This window comes from Paenibacillus sp. FSL H8-0168 (assembly GCF_038592955.1).
Lineage (GTDB): Bacteria > Bacillota > Bacilli > Paenibacillales > Paenibacillaceae > Paenibacillus > Paenibacillus polymyxa_B.
In genome coordinates this window covers 5500198-5517586 of record NZ_CP151948.1, presented here as the reverse complement: position 1 = coordinate 5517586, position 17389 = coordinate 5500198, and the positions used below count along the sequence as shown (strand labels likewise).

The window sequence follows — 17389 nt, the reverse complement described above, 5'->3', positions numbered from 1 at the left end:
AACCAATGGTGCCAAATACCAATTCCAAAAAATTAGAGTACGGGAGGGATTGCTTTGCGGTCATGTTGGGTTAAGCCTTTTTGTCTGGTACTGGCTGGAGCGCTGTTGTTATCGCCTGTCGGTTGGTGGGGAGCGTCTGTGGCGAAGGCAGCTCCGTCTATAGAACATTCCCCGCCCGTTTCGGATATGGTGCTATCGGCGGGTAGTATCCATAAGACCATTGGAACGTATGGATTTGAGCAAGGAAACAGCGACGGCTGGAAGCCCCGAGGAACTTATACCCAAATTGCATCCGTCACGGAAGCAGCATATGGCGGCACGCACAGTCTGAAGGCAACCGCTCGTACATCGGCTTGGAACGGGGCGGAGCTGGATGTGAAGTCGCTGTTGCAGCCGGATGTGGAGTATGAAATTAGTGGCTATGTGAAGCTGGATGGTCATTCTGCGGTTCCGAGCATGGTTAAACTTACAGTGGAGCAGCAGCCGACAGGCGGGACTACGACATGGAAGACGGTAGCGCAGACAGAGACGGCGGATACATCATGGATCAAACTTCAGGGGAAATATACTTTTACCGGGGGGATGGATGCATTGAAGCTGTATGTGGAAAGCTCGAATCCCGCGCAGGCCTACTATGTGGATGAGGTAGAAATAACACAGGTATCGAAGACGCCAACGGAGCCGGGCAATGGTATCGTATCCGGGTTTGAAGATGGTACGGCTCAAGGATGGGTGTCCCGTATGGGTACCGAGACCGTACAGGTTTCGGACGCCGATGCACGAAGCGGCTCATACAGTCTGCTGACAACAGGCAGACAAAAGACATATGCCGGACCCAAGCTGGATGTGACTGCTACGATGCAAAAGGGCAGCCGATATACGGTCAGTGCCTGGGTGAAGCTGGCGCCGGGTGAGCAGCCTGCCAAGGTGAGGCTCAGCGTACAGCGTGATCATCAAGAGGATAGTGCGTATGAAACTGTTGTAGGCGACACGGCTACTACGACGGGGGGATGGATGCATTTGTCTGGTACGTATACGCTCGCGCATGATGCAGACACCGTTTCCATGTATTTGGAAACGGCAGAAGGAACGTCTTCCTTTTATATGGATGATTTCGAGCTGTCACTTGTACCACCGCTGGCTATTGAAAAGGACATTCCTTCTTTGCATGGATTATATGGGGGACAGTTTAGCATTGGCACGGCGATTGAAGCCTTCCAGACCGAAGGGGCTTACGGTGAGTTGGTACAGAAGCATTTTAACAGCGTCGTTGCAGGGAATGCGATGAAGCCGATCTCCTTACAACCGTCCGAGGGACAGTTCCATTGGGAGGAAGCAGATCAAATTGTGCAGTTTGCTAGACAGCATGGACTGGAAATTCGCTTCCATACTTTGGTGTGGCATAACCAGACTGGGAATTGGATGTTCAAGGATAAGAATGGACAGCCGATGACGCCGACTGCTGAGAATAAAAAGCTTTTGCTGGATCGGCTGGAGACGCATATTCGCGCTGTTGCAGCCCGGTATAAAAATGTCATCACCGATTGGGATGTGGTGAATGAGGTCATTGATCCTGATCAGCCGGACGGCATGCGCCGCAGCAAGTGGTATCAGATTACCGGTACTGATTATATTGAAAAAGCATTCCGTGTCACGAGGGAAGCGACGGGTCCGAACGCACGGCTATTCATTAACGATTACAACACGCATGAGCCGAAGAAACGGGATTTTCTGTACAATTTGGTACGTGATCTGCTCGCTAAAGGTGTACCGATTGACGGGGTAGGCCACCAATCGCATATCCGCCTGGAGTTTCCCGCTATTAGCGAGATTGAGCAGTCCATAGAGAAGTTTGCTTCGCTTGGTCTGGATAATCAAATTACCGAGCTGGATATGGGGCTTTATTCCAATGACACAGATCGCTATGAAACGATTCCAGAATCTATGCTCATCCGGCAGGCTCACCGCTATCGGGCGCTGTTCGATATGTTTTCAAGACAGCAGGAACATATCAGCAATGTGACGATTTGGGGTACGGATGATGGAAATACGTGGCTCAGCACGTTTCCGATAGCCCGGTTGGATAAGCCGCTACTATTCGACGAACGGTTAAAGGCCAAATATGCCTATTGGGCACTTGCTGATCCGTCCAAAGTCCCGTCGTTGACAGCAGGGAACAACGAATAATGGTTTGAATACATGCCGGGCTTGTTTTGCCTTATTCTATGCTGTATCGAACGTCGCCTTATACAAGCATAAAAGCAGGCTGTTCTTCACATGTGACATGTAAAGAACAGCCTGCTTTGCTATCGTAAAGGAATGCATTTTATTCCAAATTGGCGTGTTGACCAAACATAGATTTGGAGGTCAGCTTGCGCAGATCCATCGTTCTGAGTACCAATGCGTCACCGTACAACAGCAGGGTTTGCTCAAACAATGAGCCCATGGGCTGAATCGTCTGGTAGTCCTTGTTGGACGGGTCCTTGGCCGCACCAGGCAGCTTGACGATGACATCGGCCAGTTTGCCAATGGTGGAACCGGGAGAAGTGGTTAGTAGCGCCAGAGAGGCTCCGAGTTTCTTTGCTTTTTCTGCCATGGAGATCAGGCTTTTGGTTTCACCAGAGCCTGAACCGATAATGAGCAGGTCACCCTCGCCCAAACCGGGAGTTACGGTTTCCCCGACTACGTAAGCTTGAATTCCCATATGCATCAGCCGCATTGCCAGCGAGCGAATCATGAACCCTGAGCGGCCCGCACCTGCCACGAATACCTTATTGGCAACGGCGATGGAATGGATCAGCTGTTCCGATTCCGTATCACTGATCAATTGTGGAACCAATTGTAGCTCCTTGAGTACCTCAGATAAATATTGAGAGGTTTCCATTGGGGTTAACCTTGTTTGATAAGCTGTTGCATTTGGGAAGCTACAGCCTTTTTGTCGTCCTCGCCAGTGATACCACCGCCGACGATAACCAGATCCGGTTGAGCCTTCACGACCTCAGCCAATGTGCTCAGCTTAATACCGCCAGCCACGGCAGTTTTGGAGTTTTTCACGACTTTTTTGACGGTTTGCAGTGCTTCGAACGGGCTTTGTCCTTCAGCTTGCAGATCGTAGCCTGTATGCACACAGATGTAGTCAACGCCCAGAGCGTCGATTTCCTTCGCACGTTGCTCCAGGTTTTTAACACCGATCATATCCACCAGGATTTTTTTGCCGCCTTGTTTTTTCGCTTCTTCTACTGCGCCTTTGATTGTTGCATCTTCAGCTACAGCCAAAATCGTAACGATATCCGCACCAGCCTCGGAAGCTTTTAGCACTTCATAGCCCCCTGCATCCATAACCTTCAGGTCAGCCAGCACTTTCAGATTAGGGAATGCTTCTTTCATTGCTTTTACTGCATGAAGCCCTTCATTGATGACAATCGGCGTACCGATTTCTACGATATCAATATACGACTCTACTTCTTTTACCAATGCAATCCCTTGCGGGATATCTACTAAGTCTAAAGCCAATTGAAGTTCCATGTTATTAACTTCACTCCTTAAGTGAATTTATATTTTGATGAACAGGTACATGCTCTGTTGAGTATCAATCTATACTTTAGTTTCATGCACAGGTTTGATTGTAAGGCCCAGCTACCCGGTTGAAAAGTACGCACTAATTCGTAACGTAGTTACCCCCACGATACTATAGCATCATAAAAACCATCCATGAGAGAGCCTACATTTTGTTTTCTTTTAGCATTATTTCTATAAGGGGAGTCAACTATTCATAACCGATAACCGTACACAGCAATGTAAGGTTGCAAAAAAAGAAGGTAGCGATGATTGAATTGACTTCAAGTTAGGTTTTGACTATATTTGTAATATAATGGTATGCAAAAAATGGAGGCTAAGAGTATAACTACCCTGAAGAGTAGCCGCTGTGCTAAGGGGTAATCGCAATTTTCAGGATAGGGAGGCGGGTTTTAGTGGAAGAGGTCCTGAACCAAAGGGAAGCCATTTATTTGTTGTCGGACAGCCACGAACTCGATAAAGCTTGTGAGTTGTTTAGAATCAGCTACACACATAATGATTGGGATGAAGCAAACAAAGTAGCAGACTATCTGCATACGTTGGCTGAAAACCTGTATCACACCCAACTGAGAAATGCTGCAGACGGCAAGTATGAGACATTGGACACCAAACACCCGCTAGTGTTTTATTATGCTTACAGTTATTTGGCGAAATCTATTTACTATCAGAATATGGGCAAGTATGAGGAAGCCAGAAACTATATTATGAAGTATAGCGAAATGGGTTGGTTTATGGGGCTGGATCAGAGCGGTCACGAAGAAGTAGAGAGATTCCGTTTCCTCGCCAAGGCCAATTTATTTACGATTGAATTACTTTCGGGGAGAAGGGAACTTTTGCCTGAGTACGTTCAATTTCTTCACGACAATGACGAGGAGCTACTTCCAGGATTGGTTGGTATTGCCGAAGCAGCTAACCTGAATAATTGGAATATAGACGACCTGCTGAACGATTTTGCCGATGATATTAAGATATTTGAAGGTTATGAAGATAGAGCAAACCGCGTATATTATTTAAAACTGGTCAACCAATTGGCCATTTACCATTTCAAGAAGAAGCAGTACTCCGTTGCCTTAAATTATGTCCTTGATTCTCTGCAATTCTCTGCCAGTGTAGAAGCGGATGCCGATTTCAGGACACTGGTTGCTCTGTTTGAGACTTATCGAGATTTGGCAACACCATCACAGCAAGAGCAATACCAAACCATTTTATTAAGGGGGCTTCATAATGAAAAAGGCATTAATCTCGGTAACTATGGTCTTGGCGTTTCTTAGTATTGCTCTTCCGTTGGGAAATATTTTGGGAGGGTTAGACCCTGTGATTCCTTCAAATCATGGTGTTTTTTCTTATACTGCTTGAGTTTCAGATTTAGACCTTCAAGCCCGATAGGGCTTTTGTACATAAAAGGAGCACACTTTTACGCATTTTGCGATCAGTGTGCTCCCCTTTTTTATGGCAAGATTTATTTTACGACATACGAAGTCAGGTCATTGGCCAGATGTTGCATCGTTTCACTCGCCTTTTGCATACGCTCCATCACTTCAGTGAAAGAGCCTACCAGAGTCGCCTGCTCTTGAGAAGAAGAAACAATTTGCTCAATTTCCTGCTCCATTTGACGAATGGAGTTCTGTACATCCTTAAGGGCTCCTTCAATATCGACCGTCGCCTTTTTGGATTCTACGGATAGCTTGCGCACCTCTTGAGCGACGATACCAAAGCCTGCTCCTGCTTCTCCGACACGCGCGGCCTCGATCGCTGCATTCAATCCAAGTAGGTTGGTTTGATCAGAAATTTCCTTGATGAACACAGCTACCTGATTGATTTTACCCGAGTTTTGTACGGCGATTTGGGTGTTTTTCAAAATCTGTTCACTGGTTGCCTGAAGCTCCTCGGAATGAGCCGCCACATGCTGTACCATATCAATGAGCTGCTCAGTGATGGAGAGGTTCTCAGATACGATTTGATCCAGTTGATTTTTGTTAGTCAAATTATAAGAGGCCGCAAACGCTGCGATGACTTCACCTTTCTCGTCAAATACAGGAATACTGATCATATCAAGAGGAAACCCTAGAATTTCAGCAGGGATGTGGGTCAGGCTGGGCTCACGTCCATTTTTAAGCATGGCAAAATCTTTATAGTCTTCGAGCAGCTCCGAACCCGTTTCAAAGCCGAGGTCCATACCCTCAGATTGGGTATACATAAGGACATGAGTGCGGTCGAAGAGAGCAAGGGTCACTTTCTCACGCATAATCTGTTGTATGTAGGGAATGGCTGCAATTAATGCATCTATTGTATTCAAATAGATAACCTACCTTTCTTTACTAGATATATTTTTTATAGTCTCGTATATAGTTGTCGGTCTAAAGACGGATAAAAGTTATAAAGATATTGAAAATTTAAAGGGAAATGAAAGCTTCAGAAAAAAAGGCATACCGTTTCCATTACGGAACGATATGCCTTCTATTTAATCTTAACGTGTCAGTGCTGTGTATAGGTAGTTCACTTGCCGCGTTGCTCGAACAGTTGTGCGATTTCCACAATAACCTTGGTAGCAAGTACCATGTTGTCCACCGACACGTATTCAAACTTACCGTGGTAGTTCTCCCCACCTGTAAAAATATTCGGGGTAGGCAGTCCCATGTAGGATAGCTGTGAACCGTCTGTACCGCCACGAATCGGCTTGATAATGGGTTCGATATTCAGCTTTGTCATTGCTTCATAAGCGACATCGACGATATGCTTGACTGGCTCTATTTTCTCTTTCATGTTGTAATACTGATCTCTCAGCTCCAGCGCAATACGGTTTTCTCCATATGCGGCCTGCAGCTCTTTGACTACATTTGTTAAATAAGCTTTCCGGTTTTCAAAGCTCTCGCGGTCAAAATCACGGATAATATAGTATAGCTTAGCTTGTTCTGCCGTGCCTGTAGACTCCAAGAGATGATAGAAGCCATCATATCCGTCTGTATATTCTGGGGCTTCGTTTGCAGGTAACCGACTGTGCAGCTCCATAGCGATTTTGGCAGCGTGGATCATTTTGTTTTTAGCCGTACCGGGATGCACGTTCACACCGTGAATGGTAATATGGGCGGCTGCGGCGTTAAAGCTCTCATACTCCAGTTCTCCGAGCGGTCCGCCGTCTACCGTATAGGCATATTCAGCGCCAAAAGCAGCTACATCAAAGCGTTCCGGCCCTCTTCCAATCTCTTCGTCCGGTGTAAAGGCAACGCGAATTTTGCCATGTTGAATTTCTGGATGGTCAATCAGGTAGTGGATAGCTGTCATGATTTCTGCGATCCCGGCTTTGTTGTCTGCACCGAGCAGGGTGGTACCATCTGTTGTGATCAGGGTGTGGCCTTTATATTGAGTCAGTTCGGGAAACTCACGTGGAGAAAGAACCACACCAAGCGAAGCATTCAGCGTGATATCGCCCCCATCATAGTTTTCCGTCAATTGCGGCTTTACCCCTGCGCCAGTCAGCTCGGTAGCCGTATCGAGGTGGGCGAGAAAACCGATGACGGGAACCTCTTTATCCGTATTGGAAGGAAGGGTTGCCATCACATAACCATGATCATCAATAGTTACGTCTGTCATACCAATGGCTTTCAATTCGCCCACCAAGAGGTTGCCCAATGTGAGCTGTCCGGGTGTAGTGGGGCAAGTGTGGCTGCTTTCATCAGATTGGGTATCTACCTGAACATATGTAGTCAGGCGGTCAATCAGTTCCTGTTTCATGTGTGTATCCTCCTTAGTGTCATTTCTATTATGGTACGTATTTTATCATGATTAGGCTTATAATATGAAAAAAATGGTTGACCCTTTTAGGAATGACGGGTTGTGTTGCACAGGGGAGACGAGTAAGATAATAGTAAAATAAAAGTAAAAATAGAGTAAAACAATTAAAGGAGTCTGCAATGCCTACGTTAAAAGATATCGCCCAGGAGGCAGAGGTTTCGATATCCACGGTCTCCCGAGTGCTGAATTATGATGAAACACTGTCTGTATCAGAGGAAACGCGGCGTAAAATTTTTGAGGTTGCCGAGCGCATGAAATATACGACGGTTAAGCGTAAAAATGGCGGTATTGGTCGTCAGCCCCGCAAGAAGGCAGAGGGACCCATCCGGTTGGGTATGGTGCACTGGTTTAGCGCGTACGAGGAACTGGAAGACCCTTATTATCTGTCTATCCGGTTTGGCGTGGAAAAAGAGTGCCGCCAAAGCGGGGCGCAGCTGGAGCGTATTTTCAGAAGAGAGGACCTGACTGCGCTGAAGACGTCATCCGAAGGGCTACATGGACTAATCGTGCTGGGGCATTTTAGCAGCGAAGAGGTAGAACGTATGCTGGAACTGCCCATTCCTTGCGTCTTTCTGGATCATCCGGTAGAGCGTACAGGGGCAGACTATGTGGTCATTGACCTTGCTCACGCTGCGGCTGATGCACTGGATTATTTGATGGGCGCAGGCCATCGTCACATCGGATATGTAGGTATGGGCAAGGATGAGCAGTCCCATGATTCCGAACGAGTCGAGCTAGATGCCCGCTATGAGACGTTTTTGCGGTATCAGGAACAGCACAGGCTATGCACATCGGATGATATTCATGTGTGCGGAGGAACGGCGGCAGACGGCTTCCGTGCGATGGAAGCGGCTATTCTGGCAGGACCAGAAAACCTGCCTACAGCCTTCTTTGTCGCGAGCGATTCGGTGGCTATTGGGGTGTTGAAGGCGCTGGAGCAGCATCAGCTTGCGGTGCCGGAACGTATCTCAATTGTTGGCTTCAATGATATTCCGACAGCGGAATATTTGACCCCATCTCTGTCAACAGTCAAAACGCATACCGAACTGATGGGAGAAACGGGCGTTCAGCTCTTGCTGCATACGGTACGCAATGGTGCAAATGAGGTGGGGCGCAAGGTCATCATCCCGACCGAGCTAATGATTCGCAACAGCAGTGCGCCGCTGCATACCGATGCCAAATAAAATTCGACGCTATGGATTTGGACAGCCCCGCCTTCCGGGGCTGTTTTTTTGATTATAAAAAGATACAAAAATGGATTGACAATTGTCTTGGAAATGCTTACATTGAACATATATTTATTTTACTAAGTTTTACTCATCATTTTTACTTAAATATTTTACTATGGTATAAGAGTGGAAAATAAAAGGTTGAGGTGACTGCCCATGCGTACCATTTTGCCGTTGAATGATCAATGGTTTTACCTTCCTGAATATGTCGAGAGCGAAGTAAGCGCAGGCATTGATGCAAGTCGGTATGAGCCAATTCAGCTGCCGCACACCAATGTAGAGCTTCCGTATAATTATTTTGACGACAAGGCATTTCAGTTTATTTCTACGTATAAAAGAGAGCTGAACATTCCGGCAGATGCCAAAGGTAAGCGAGTGTATGTTGATTTTGAAGGAGTCATGACCTATGCCCAGGTATATCTAAACGGGGTAAAAGCGGGGGAGCATAAAGGTGGATATACACCGTTCAGCGTTGAATTGACCGAACTTGCCGAGTATGGCGGCTCCAATGTGCTCACAGTCATTGTCGATTCCACGGAACGGGACGACATCCCTCCCTTTGGGGCAGTCATTGACTATCTGACCTACGGCGGTATTTACCGCGAAGTGCAGCTGCGAATAGTGGAGCCTGTACACCTTGGAACGATATTCATTCAGACACCGGAGCCGCTTGCGGTAAAAAAGGCGGTGCGCGTGGTCGTGGAGATGGAGGGCATCGGCGATCAGCAGGACGACTTGACGGTCGCGCTGCAATTGCTGGACGGAGCGAGCGTGAAGGCGGAGATCGAGCTGGCAGCGGTGACGGCGGCGGAAGTAACGCTGGAGCTGAAAGAGCTGGGCGGCCTGCAACTTTGGGATATAGATGATCCCAAGCTGTATGAAGCGAAGCTGACGCTGCTACGAAGCGGAGAAGAGTTGGATCAGGTGACCGTGCGCTTTGGCTTCCGCCAGGCTGAATTTCAGCCGGACGGTTTTTACTTGAACGGGCGGAAGATCAAGCTGCTCGGCCTGAACCGTCACCAGTCCTATCCGTACGTTGGTTATGCTATGCCCAAAAGAGCGCAGCGTCGTGATGCAGATGTGCTCAAGGAGGAGCTGGGGCTGAATATGGTACGGACATCCCACTACCCTCAGTCCCGTCATTTTCTAGACCGCTGTGATGAGATTGGATTGCTCGTTTTCGAAGAGATTCCGGGTTGGCAGCATATTGGCGGTGAAGCGTGGAAGGAGCAGGCAGTGAGGGACGTAGAGGACATGATTATCCGTGATCGTAATCATCCCTCCATTGTAATCTGGGGGGTACGAATTAATGAGTCGCAGGATGACCATGATCTGTACACGCGTACCAATGAGCTGGCACGAAAGCTAGATCCGACCCGTGCTACGGGTGGTGTGCGTTATATTGTAGGCAGTGAGCTGCTGGAAGACGTATATACGATAAATGATTTTGTTCATGATGGTGGGCACAAAAAATATTTGGCGAAGGAAATCCGCAATTTTGATACGTATGACGATACAGAAGGCGTAGATGGCGAAACGACAGGCTTGCGCCAGCCGTCTCTCGTTACAAAGCTGGATCATCCGGTCCCTTATCTGGTAACGGAATATAACGGGCATATGTACCCGACCAAGCGTTTTGACCAGGAGGAACGGGTAATGGAGCATGCACTGCGCCATACGCGGGTCCAAAATGCTTCCTATGCCGATGAGGGCATTGCCGGAGCGATTGGCTGGTGTGCTTTTGACTATAACACGCATGCTGATTTTGGTTCCGGTGATAAAATTTGCTACCACGGTGTCATGGATATGTTCCGCCTACCTAAATTTGCAGCGAGCGTGTACCGGAGCCAGAAGAACGTCGAACAGGAAATCATTATGGAGCCGGTCACTTACTGGTCTCGTGGCGAGCGGAATATCGGAGGCATCGTGCCGCTGGTCGTGTTCACCAATTGCGATGAGGTGGAGTTCATCTACGGTCATGAGCGCAAAGGTGTTTATCGTCCGAACCGAGAAAAGTACCCGGCGCTTCCTCACCCCCCTGTCGTGATCGACGAGCTGACAGGCCACTGGGGCATGAAGTGGGAACACGCTGTATTCATTGGGTACGTAGACGGGCAAGAAGTGATCCGCAAATACTATTCACGTAATCCGGTGCTGACAGAGCTACGGGTAGCTGCAGATGATATGGTGCTGGAAGCTGGCGATTGGGACGTAACCCGAGTAGTAGTGGATGCTCTGGACGAATACGGCAATGCCCTGCCGTTCTATGCAGATCCTGTTTCGGTGGAGGTCGAGGGAGTGGGTGAATTGATCGGTCCTTCAAGCTTATCCCTAATTGGTGGACGCATTGCATTCTGGATTCGTACAAAGGGTGAGGCTGGCAATATCCGCGTGAAAGTTTCCGCGCCTTCTCGTTTCGGTTCGCAGGAATTGAGCATTGACGTGCAATAAGGAAGCAAAGGCATTATACAGGCGGTTATATATCGTAAGTGGTTATCCATGATTCCCAGAAGGAGTTGTCCGCAGATTCTGCAAAGGATCTGAGAGGGCAACTCCTTTTTAGCATAGGTTAGGGTACGTTAATCTATGAGTCTTTCAAATTGTGTCTTATTACTGAGTCACTTAACGTTACGCTCGTAGATTGGAAGCATAGAATACACTATCAAGCGCAAGGGAGGTGAATCCTATGGCGATTCTATTACCTCAGCAATTCTATTCTCTCGCAGCTAATATTGGTAAATCATACTTTGAAAACTTGAACGGTGGCGCGAATGCTACAATTACCGTTAATAATAACGGTCCGGCACCGATCAATCTTGTCGTAACTCGTGTCAATGCACCTGTGATCACTTATGTTATCCCCCCAACTAACAGCCTCACGTTAGAGGTTGCTTTACTGCTGGTAGCTGCTCTGCAGACTACCGCAGCTGGAGCAGCTACGGGTACGATCCAGATTGCGACAGCTGATTTTTAACCTGTAACGACCTGATCCTCTAACTCTAGCTTTGCCGTATGGCAAGGTTAGAGTTTTTTTGTTGGAATTTTCTGAAACTTTTTTCATGTTGTGCCGATATATACATATAGCATAGCAAACAACAACATCGAAAAGGAGTACCCTGTATGAGCTTTAGCAATCCGGTTTTACGTGATGACATCTTTTTGCGCGAAGATGAAAGAGAAGCTAGTGAACAACGCATGACCATCGGAGGAACGGTGAACAAAACGTTGCTTCTGCTGGTTCTGCTCATCGTCTCTGGAAGTATTACCTGGTACATGACCTACGAAGGAACCGTAGAGGTGCTATCCTTGCTGACGGCAGGCTTTATTGGTATGGCAGGCGTAGCACTTGCGATATCCTTTTTTCCCAAAACGGCTCCATTACTCTCTCCTGTATATGCGATTCTGAGTGGTTTTGCTTTGGGTGGCGTTTCAGCTTTTATGGAGTATGAGTACCCTGGAATTGTAGCCAATGCCATTTTGCTGACCGTGGGTATCTTGTTCTTGATGCTCTTTATGTACACACAGCGAATCATCAAGGTGACACGCGGCTTTATCTCATTCGTGGTCCTGTGTACGATGGCGATTTTTCTGGTGACGCTGGTTGATTTTATCTTGAACTTTTTCGGTATGAATGTTCCCTATATCCATGAAACAGGTTGGCTGGGAATTGGCATTAGTTTATTTATCGTGATCATTGCGGCTTTGAATCTGCTGGTTGATTTCAATTTTATTGAAGAGCAAGCAGATCAAGGTGCACCCAAATATATGGAATGGTATGGTGCTTTTGCATTACTGGTGACTCTAGTCTGGCTGTATGTACGGATTCTGGATCTGTTGGCCAAATTCAGTAAGAGGGACTAAGTGCAGGGTAAGAAGAAAAGGATGGCTGAATGCCGTCCTTTTTTGTATTAAATAGACGGTTTAAAAATTGCATTTTACGTTAAATACATAGAAGTTGGGTAAAACATAAAGACAGACAGGAGAGGAGTGAGTGTATGTATCAAGTGGTACTGGTTAGGCATGGAGAAAGCGTGTATAACCGACAAAACCTGTTTACGGGCTGGACGGACGTGGACCTGACTGAACAAGGGACTCATGAGGCCATTGAGGCGGGACGTATTCTCAAGGAGGCTGGTTATACGTTTGATTTGGCATTCGCCTCTGTGCTAAAACGATCTATCCGCACGCTGTATCACATCTTGGATGAGCTGGATCATCTGTGGATACCTGTGCAGAAGTCATGGAAGCTGAATGAACGCCATTACGGTGCTCTTCAAGGGCTTAGCAAGCTGGATTCCGCCGTGCAATACGGCGAGGAGCAAGTTCATATCTGGCGGCGTAGTCTGACGGTGCGGCCCCCCATGCTGGATGAGCAGGACGAGCGGAGTCCGCATCGGGAAGAGCGTTATCGCAATATTAAGCCAGAAGAGCTGCCGCTTGGGGAAAGTCTGGAGGACACCGTGCATCGGGTCGGTGAGTTTTGGAAGCAGCGGATTGTACCTTTGATTCTCAAAAAGGATCGAGTTATTATTTCTGCACATGGTAATACTTTACGGGCCTTAATCAAGTATATGGAGAATCTGGATGAAACGGCATTACTGGATTTGAATATTCCGACAGGCATTCCACTGGTGTACGAGCTGGATGAGCATATAGATCCCATCCGGCGTTTTTATCTCGGTGATCCGAGTCATGTAGAGGCTAAGAAGCAGGCCGTGGCCAACCAAAGCAAGGTAACGGAGTGACTTTCCATACACAAAGAGGACAGGGCGCTTCCTCGCATCCTGTCCTCTTTGTGTTGGGTATAGATTAAGCGTTCGCTTCCTCTTCTTCTTCTTCTTCTTCTTCTTCTTCTGTTTCCTGGCTGTCTTCCTCTGCGGGAAGTGCCCACACCGATACACTGCCGGCACGAACGGGAAATATGCCGTAGCCATCCTGCTCAATTTTTACGGTATGATCGTGATGTCCGGTCAAATCCATCCATTCTTCCCCTGCACGTTGTTTGCCTACGAACATGCGCTTTTCTCCGTCATTTGCGTTGGTGATCACCACAGCACATCCGGAGCCTTCCAGTTCAGGCACGCCTTGACGAACCCATCCAATCGTATGGGGATCATCGAAATAATCTTTTTGCTCACCATAAGCTTTATGGTACCGGGCATATAGAAGCGGGTCTAGCTCAGCCTGCTTGCCTTTGACGGGCGTTTGCCCCTGGATACCGTAGTAATCGCCGTAGAACACACAGGGATAACCGTCCTTGCGCAGCAAGATGAGTGCATAGGCGCTGGGCTTGAACCAGTCCTCCACCCAGGATTCGAGCGCTTCATGCGGCTGGGAATCATGATTATCGACAAAAGTAACCGAGTTGAGGGGATGGGTATGAACAAGCGTATCCTCGAAAATGGTGCTTAAATCGAAATCCTTGCCACCCAAGGAAGCGCTATGTAGTTTGTAGTGGAGGGATACGTCAAATAGGTCGATTTTATAATCAATGGTATCCAGGAACTTTTGACACGATTCCAGATCCGGTTTCCAAAACTCGCCTACCATATAAAAATCCTGCCCGCGTTTTTTAATCATTTCTGTAGCAAACTCTCGTACAAATTCATGATTAATATGCTTGATTGCATCCAGACGGAATCCGTTGCATTGCAGAGTATCTACCAGCCATTTTCCCCAACGGATCATCTCTTTGCGCACATCCTGATGATTATAGTCAATATTGGCGAACATTAAATAATCATAATTGCCGAATTCATCATCTACATTTTCGCTCCAGCTTTTATTTTTACCTAAAATACGATAGATTCCTGTCCGGTCCTGGCTAGCATCGTAATCGGTTCCGTTAAAATGTTCAAAGTTCCATTGAAATGTGGAATACTGACCTTGACGGCCGGGGAACGTAAATTTAGTCCAGCCTTCGATATCAAAGGGCTCGGAAATGACTTCATTGCGGTTATCCGGGTTAACCTCGACGACCTTGAATACTTCAGTTTCATCCGCGCCGGCCTTATGATTCATGACCAGATCGACATAGACGGCCACGCCGTGGCGAACACAGGCGGCAACAGCCTCCAGCAGGTCTTCCCTGGTTCCGTATTTGGTGCGCACCGCACCTTTTTGGTCAAATTCGCCCAGATCGTAAAGGTCATAGACGCCGTATCCCGTATCCTCGGGCGATTGGCCTTTGGTGACAGGTGGAATCCATATCGCGTCAATTCCTTTGGCCTTCAGTTCCGGAGCCAGGCGGGTAAGCTTTTTCCAGTGAGAACCGTCAGCTTCGACATTCCACTCGAAAAATTGCATCATCGTATGGTTCCTTTTCATGTGCGTCCCTCCTTCATATATAACAAGTTACCCACCAAGTGAGGGGGGCTAAACGTCAGACGGTCAATATGATGCTGAATGAAGAACGAGGATCGCTGTATAACGTATGCTAAATCATTAAAATTTGTTATACCTAAGTGTTCCCAACGACTCGGGTAGCTAGAAAAGGGAACGTGAAAACGGTAAAATGAATCTAACTTAACAATAGTTCGGGTTTTGGGCAAACTGTGAAGCGTGAGAAACAGAGGAAAGGAGGAGTGGACGTGACAGAACCACAGCAGAACAAGGATGAAGCGAGCAAACCGCTGATAAAGAAATGTACGTATTGTCAGGAGATGAAACCTTTAACGGACTTTCAGCGCAGAACGGGTCGCCGGGCTGGTCCTTATTCCCGGCGTGGTCCTTGCCGTTCCTGCCGGGGGTTGGCCCCGCAAGAACGTGCGGCTACGTCCGCTCCTTCCGGCGAGGAAACAAATCCCTCGGCTGCTCCCGTGATGCAGCATAGCCTTGAAGCAAATACGGCTGCGCACAGCCTAGAGGCGTCGCTACCTATGGAGGCACAACGCCCCCGCAGGAAGCCGGTCACGGACAAAGCGCGTGAGTGCCACCGGCAACGGGTTCGGCATCTGCTTAGCAGGCTGAAGCCTGCGGATACCCGGGCGTTGCGGCTCAATCGCAATGGCATGATTCGGCTAAGAGGCAAAACCGACCAGGGGAGACGCTGGCATCAAGAGATTGAGCTTGATCTGGCCATGACCCTGGTCAGAGAGCGTATGGCGGTGATTGTTAATCCATACACCGTGCGCAGACTGTATAGCAACAAGGAATTTCGTCAATATGTGCTTAAGCGTGACCGTTATACTTGCTTTTTTTGCGGGGGCTACGGTGACACGATTGATCATTTACTGCCTCGGGCAAAAGGGGGGCACACAACGCCGGTCAATTGTGTATGTGCTTGCAATGAATGCAATCAAGTTAAGGCTGCCCGCGATGTAGATGAGTTCATTGAGTCTGGTGTACCGCAGCCGTCTCCTGATGATTTCGAGGCACCTGATAATCCTGACGCTTCTGAAGGCACCCTACATACGTAGGGCGACTCTTGGAGCGTAGATCCCTTAGTACAGTTCTACTTCAAAGCCGGATTCCTTCCAGGCTGTTGTTCCGCCTTCGATAAAAGCTACATTGGTAAAGCCCATCTGCTGGAGTGTATAAGCTGCCAATGCAGCTTGTCCGCCTGCCCCACAAGTGGTGATAATCGGGCGGTTGCGGTCACGTAGACGTTCGTCACGCAAATCCTGTGGAACCTCCAAGTCAGCGCGGATGGGCAGCATGCCCAATGAAATATTGGCGCTTCCGCGAATCAGACCGCAAGCGCCTGCATCATGGGAGTCCTGTACATCGATAACAAATGTATCTGGATTTGCCTCCATTCGCTGACGTGCCTCCTGTGAATCAATGCCCTGAACGTGCTGCCTCGCTTCTTGAACCATATCTCCAAATGTTTTAGCCATCATTTAAAACCTCCGTATGAATATATTTTGTGTTATTTTTATATTATCGAACTAAAACGCACTCTCTTTATTACCCTCCTCTAGCATAAGATGACCCTTCTTTTAAGGGAAACTTGGACAAAAATCGAGCTTATTCTAATTTTTATCTAAAATAACAATAAAAATTTTGCAGAAATTTGTGCAAATTTAAAATTTCTTCGACGATTGTGTCGTGAAAGGTGTAATATAGAGGTATAGGGTTCCGTTTCGGCCTGTTGTAGTCACGAAGGAGCGCTTCGTGGAATATTCCGCAGCAGTAACAACAGAATACCGTCTGAGCAATATACAATTGGCATCTGCGATAAATCAGTCTTGCCCTGTAGGGTATAGGCCGGTTTTAGCTGTGCTTCTTGCATGTTTAAGGGCGTGAATTCGATGAACGTTTTATTGCTAGAGTTTATGGATACAGGTTACGAGAAAGGAATGGACTTCTATTTTCACAGTAAAGGAGGACGTTCACGCATGTCTGAAAACCAACAAGAGGTGGCAGTAACACAGGAAGCTACCAAAGAGTCTCGGGATGTATTGGACCAATTGATGAAACCGGAGGTTCAGCAATCGCTGACCGTGCTGGTAGAAAATCTGCCCAAGTTGACTGAGATGGTTACTTTGATGACCGACGCTTATGATGTAGCTCGCAGTCTGGCGACTGACCCTGTCTTTATCGGAGATATGAAAAGCTCCATGGGAGAGTTTGTGAAGCCTGTTACAGATTCGGCTAAAGGATTGGCTTCTGCTGCAATTGAAGCAAATGACCGTGTACAAACTACGGACGGCAGTGTAGGTCTGTTTGGCCTGCTCAAAATGCTTAAAGATCCGAATGTACAAAAAACGCTGCGTTTCAGCCAGGCTTTCCTGGATATTCTGAATGAGCGCCAACGCGAAAGCAAATAATTACCTGATCGAGAACGGAGG

The 17389-nt window shown here is 47.6% G+C and carries 15 protein-coding genes; 9 read left to right on the top strand and 6 right to left on the bottom strand.

Annotated features, from left to right (window positions below; all coding sequences use genetic code 11):
* Window positions 1-54: 54 nt before the first annotated feature.
* Entirely contained in the window at window positions 55-2187 is a 2133-nt protein-coding gene (locus MHI21_RS24450) for an endo-1,4-beta-xylanase (protein WP_342419051.1), read from the top strand.
* A gap of 139 nt (window positions 2188-2326) precedes the next feature.
* Here the strand turns inward: MHI21_RS24450 and hxlB are convergent, their stop codons facing one another.
* Both hxlB and hxlA read right to left on the bottom strand, forming a co-directional pair.
* The gene (hxlB, locus tag MHI21_RS24445; protein ID WP_341162789.1) at window positions 2327-2884 is read right to left on the bottom strand and encodes a 6-phospho-3-hexuloisomerase; all 558 of its coding nucleotides are present in this window, start codon (window positions 2882-2884) and stop codon (window positions 2327-2329) included.
* A gap of 5 nt (window positions 2885-2889) precedes the next feature.
* Window positions 2890-3525, bottom strand: a complete 636-nt coding sequence (gene hxlA / locus MHI21_RS24440; protein WP_013312540.1) for a 3-hexulose-6-phosphate synthase — start codon at window positions 3523-3525, stop codon at window positions 2890-2892.
* A 446-nt stretch (window positions 3526-3971) separates the two neighbouring features.
* Between hxlA and MHI21_RS24435 the strand changes: the two genes are divergently transcribed.
* Window positions 3972-4847 (top strand): hypothetical protein, encoded by an 876-nt coding sequence (locus MHI21_RS24435; RefSeq protein WP_061829483.1) that lies wholly within the window; start codon window positions 3972-3974, stop codon window positions 4845-4847.
* A 188-nt stretch (window positions 4848-5035) separates the two neighbouring features.
* Here the strand turns inward: MHI21_RS24435 and MHI21_RS24430 are convergent, their stop codons facing one another.
* Together MHI21_RS24430 and pepT are read right to left on the bottom strand one after the other, a co-directional pair.
* Window positions 5036-5872 (bottom strand): methyl-accepting chemotaxis protein, encoded by an 837-nt coding sequence (locus MHI21_RS24430; RefSeq protein ID WP_165178012.1) that lies wholly within the window; start codon window positions 5870-5872, stop codon window positions 5036-5038.
* 200 nt (window positions 5873-6072) lie between these two features.
* Entirely contained in the window at window positions 6073-7308 is a 1236-nt protein-coding gene (gene pepT, locus MHI21_RS24425) for a peptidase T (RefSeq protein WP_023990904.1), read from the bottom strand.
* A gap of 179 nt (window positions 7309-7487) precedes the next feature.
* Between pepT and MHI21_RS24420 the strand changes: the two genes are divergently transcribed.
* The 5 genes from MHI21_RS24420 (at window position 7488) to gpmA (ending at window position 13342) form a co-directional block, all read left to right on the top strand.
* On the top strand, window positions 7488-8552 hold the full coding sequence (locus MHI21_RS24420) for a LacI family DNA-binding transcriptional regulator (RefSeq protein WP_341162790.1): 1065 nt from the start codon (window positions 7488-7490) through the stop codon (window positions 8550-8552).
* A gap of 201 nt (window positions 8553-8753) precedes the next feature.
* Window positions 8754-11048 (top strand): glycoside hydrolase family 2 TIM barrel-domain containing protein, encoded by a 2295-nt coding sequence (locus tag MHI21_RS24415; protein ID WP_342419050.1) that lies wholly within the window; start codon window positions 8754-8756, stop codon window positions 11046-11048.
* A 235-nt stretch (window positions 11049-11283) separates the two neighbouring features.
* Window positions 11284-11571, top strand: coding sequence for a hypothetical protein (locus tag MHI21_RS24410; protein WP_190298222.1), 288 nt, complete (start codon window positions 11284-11286; stop codon window positions 11569-11571).
* A 146-nt stretch (window positions 11572-11717) separates the two neighbouring features.
* Window positions 11718-12458: a Bax inhibitor-1/YccA family protein gene (locus MHI21_RS24405; protein WP_023990900.1), complete on the top strand. Its 741-nt coding sequence runs from the start codon at window positions 11718-11720 to the stop codon at window positions 12456-12458.
* Window positions 12459-12592: 134 nt separating this feature from the next.
* Window positions 12593-13342 carry a 2,3-diphosphoglycerate-dependent phosphoglycerate mutase gene (gpmA, locus tag MHI21_RS24400; protein WP_190298221.1) on the top strand — a complete coding sequence of 250 codons (750 nt, stop codon included), beginning with the start codon at window positions 12593-12595 and terminating at the stop codon, window positions 13340-13342.
* A gap of 64 nt (window positions 13343-13406) precedes the next feature.
* On the opposite strand, the gene MHI21_RS24395 is transcribed toward gpmA, so the two are convergent.
* Window positions 13407-14924, bottom strand: coding sequence for an alpha-amylase (locus tag MHI21_RS24395; protein WP_342419049.1), 1518 nt, complete (start codon window positions 14922-14924; stop codon window positions 13407-13409).
* Between the two features lie 263 nt (window positions 14925-15187).
* Between MHI21_RS24395 and MHI21_RS24390 the strand changes: the two genes are divergently transcribed.
* Window positions 15188-16015, top strand: a complete 828-nt coding sequence (locus MHI21_RS24390) for an HNH endonuclease signature motif containing protein (RefSeq protein WP_209947656.1) — start codon at window positions 15188-15190, stop codon at window positions 16013-16015.
* A gap of 24 nt (window positions 16016-16039) precedes the next feature.
* Here MHI21_RS24390 and MHI21_RS24385 read toward each other — a convergent pair whose 3' ends face one another.
* The gene (locus MHI21_RS24385) at window positions 16040-16435 is read right to left on the bottom strand and encodes a rhodanese-like domain-containing protein (protein ID WP_023990896.1); all 396 of its coding nucleotides are present in this window, start codon (window positions 16433-16435) and stop codon (window positions 16040-16042) included.
* A 501-nt stretch (window positions 16436-16936) separates the two neighbouring features.
* Between MHI21_RS24385 and MHI21_RS24380 the strand changes: the two genes are divergently transcribed.
* Window positions 16937-17368, top strand: coding sequence for a DUF1641 domain-containing protein (locus MHI21_RS24380; RefSeq protein WP_013312528.1), 432 nt, complete (start codon window positions 16937-16939; stop codon window positions 17366-17368).
* Window positions 17369-17389: the final 21 nt, after the last annotated feature.

Excerpts from the sequence above, each read along its gene's own strand:
- hxlB (WP_341162789.1), bottom strand. The coding sequence starts at position 2,884 with ATGGAAACCTCTCAATATTTATCTGAGGTACTCAAGGAGCTACAATTG.
- hxlA (WP_013312540.1), bottom strand. The coding sequence starts at position 3,525 with ATGGAACTTCAATTGGCTTTAGACTTAGTAGATATCCCGCAAGGGATT.
- pepT (WP_023990904.1), bottom strand. The coding sequence starts at position 7,308 with ATGAAACAGGAACTGATTGACCGCCTGACTACATATGTTCAGGTAGAT.
- MHI21_RS24420 (WP_341162790.1), top strand. The coding sequence starts at position 7,488 with ATGCCTACGTTAAAAGATATCGCCCAGGAGGCAGAGGTTTCGATATCC.
- MHI21_RS24415 (WP_342419050.1), top strand. The coding sequence starts at position 8,754 with ATGCGTACCATTTTGCCGTTGAATGATCAATGGTTTTACCTTCCTGAA.
- MHI21_RS24410 (WP_190298222.1), top strand. The coding sequence starts at position 11,284 with ATGGCGATTCTATTACCTCAGCAATTCTATTCTCTCGCAGCTAATATT.
- MHI21_RS24405 (WP_023990900.1), top strand. The coding sequence starts at position 11,718 with ATGAGCTTTAGCAATCCGGTTTTACGTGATGACATCTTTTTGCGCGAA.
- gpmA (WP_190298221.1), top strand. The coding sequence starts at position 12,593 with ATGTATCAAGTGGTACTGGTTAGGCATGGAGAAAGCGTGTATAACCGA.
- MHI21_RS24395 (WP_342419049.1), bottom strand. The coding sequence starts at position 14,924 with ATGAAAAGGAACCATACGATGATGCAATTTTTCGAGTGGAATGTCGAA.
- MHI21_RS24385 (WP_023990896.1), bottom strand. The coding sequence starts at position 16,435 with ATGGCTAAAACATTTGGAGATATGGTTCAAGAAGCGAGGCAGCACGTT.
- MHI21_RS24380 (WP_013312528.1), top strand. The coding sequence starts at position 16,937 with ATGTCTGAAAACCAACAAGAGGTGGCAGTAACACAGGAAGCTACCAAA.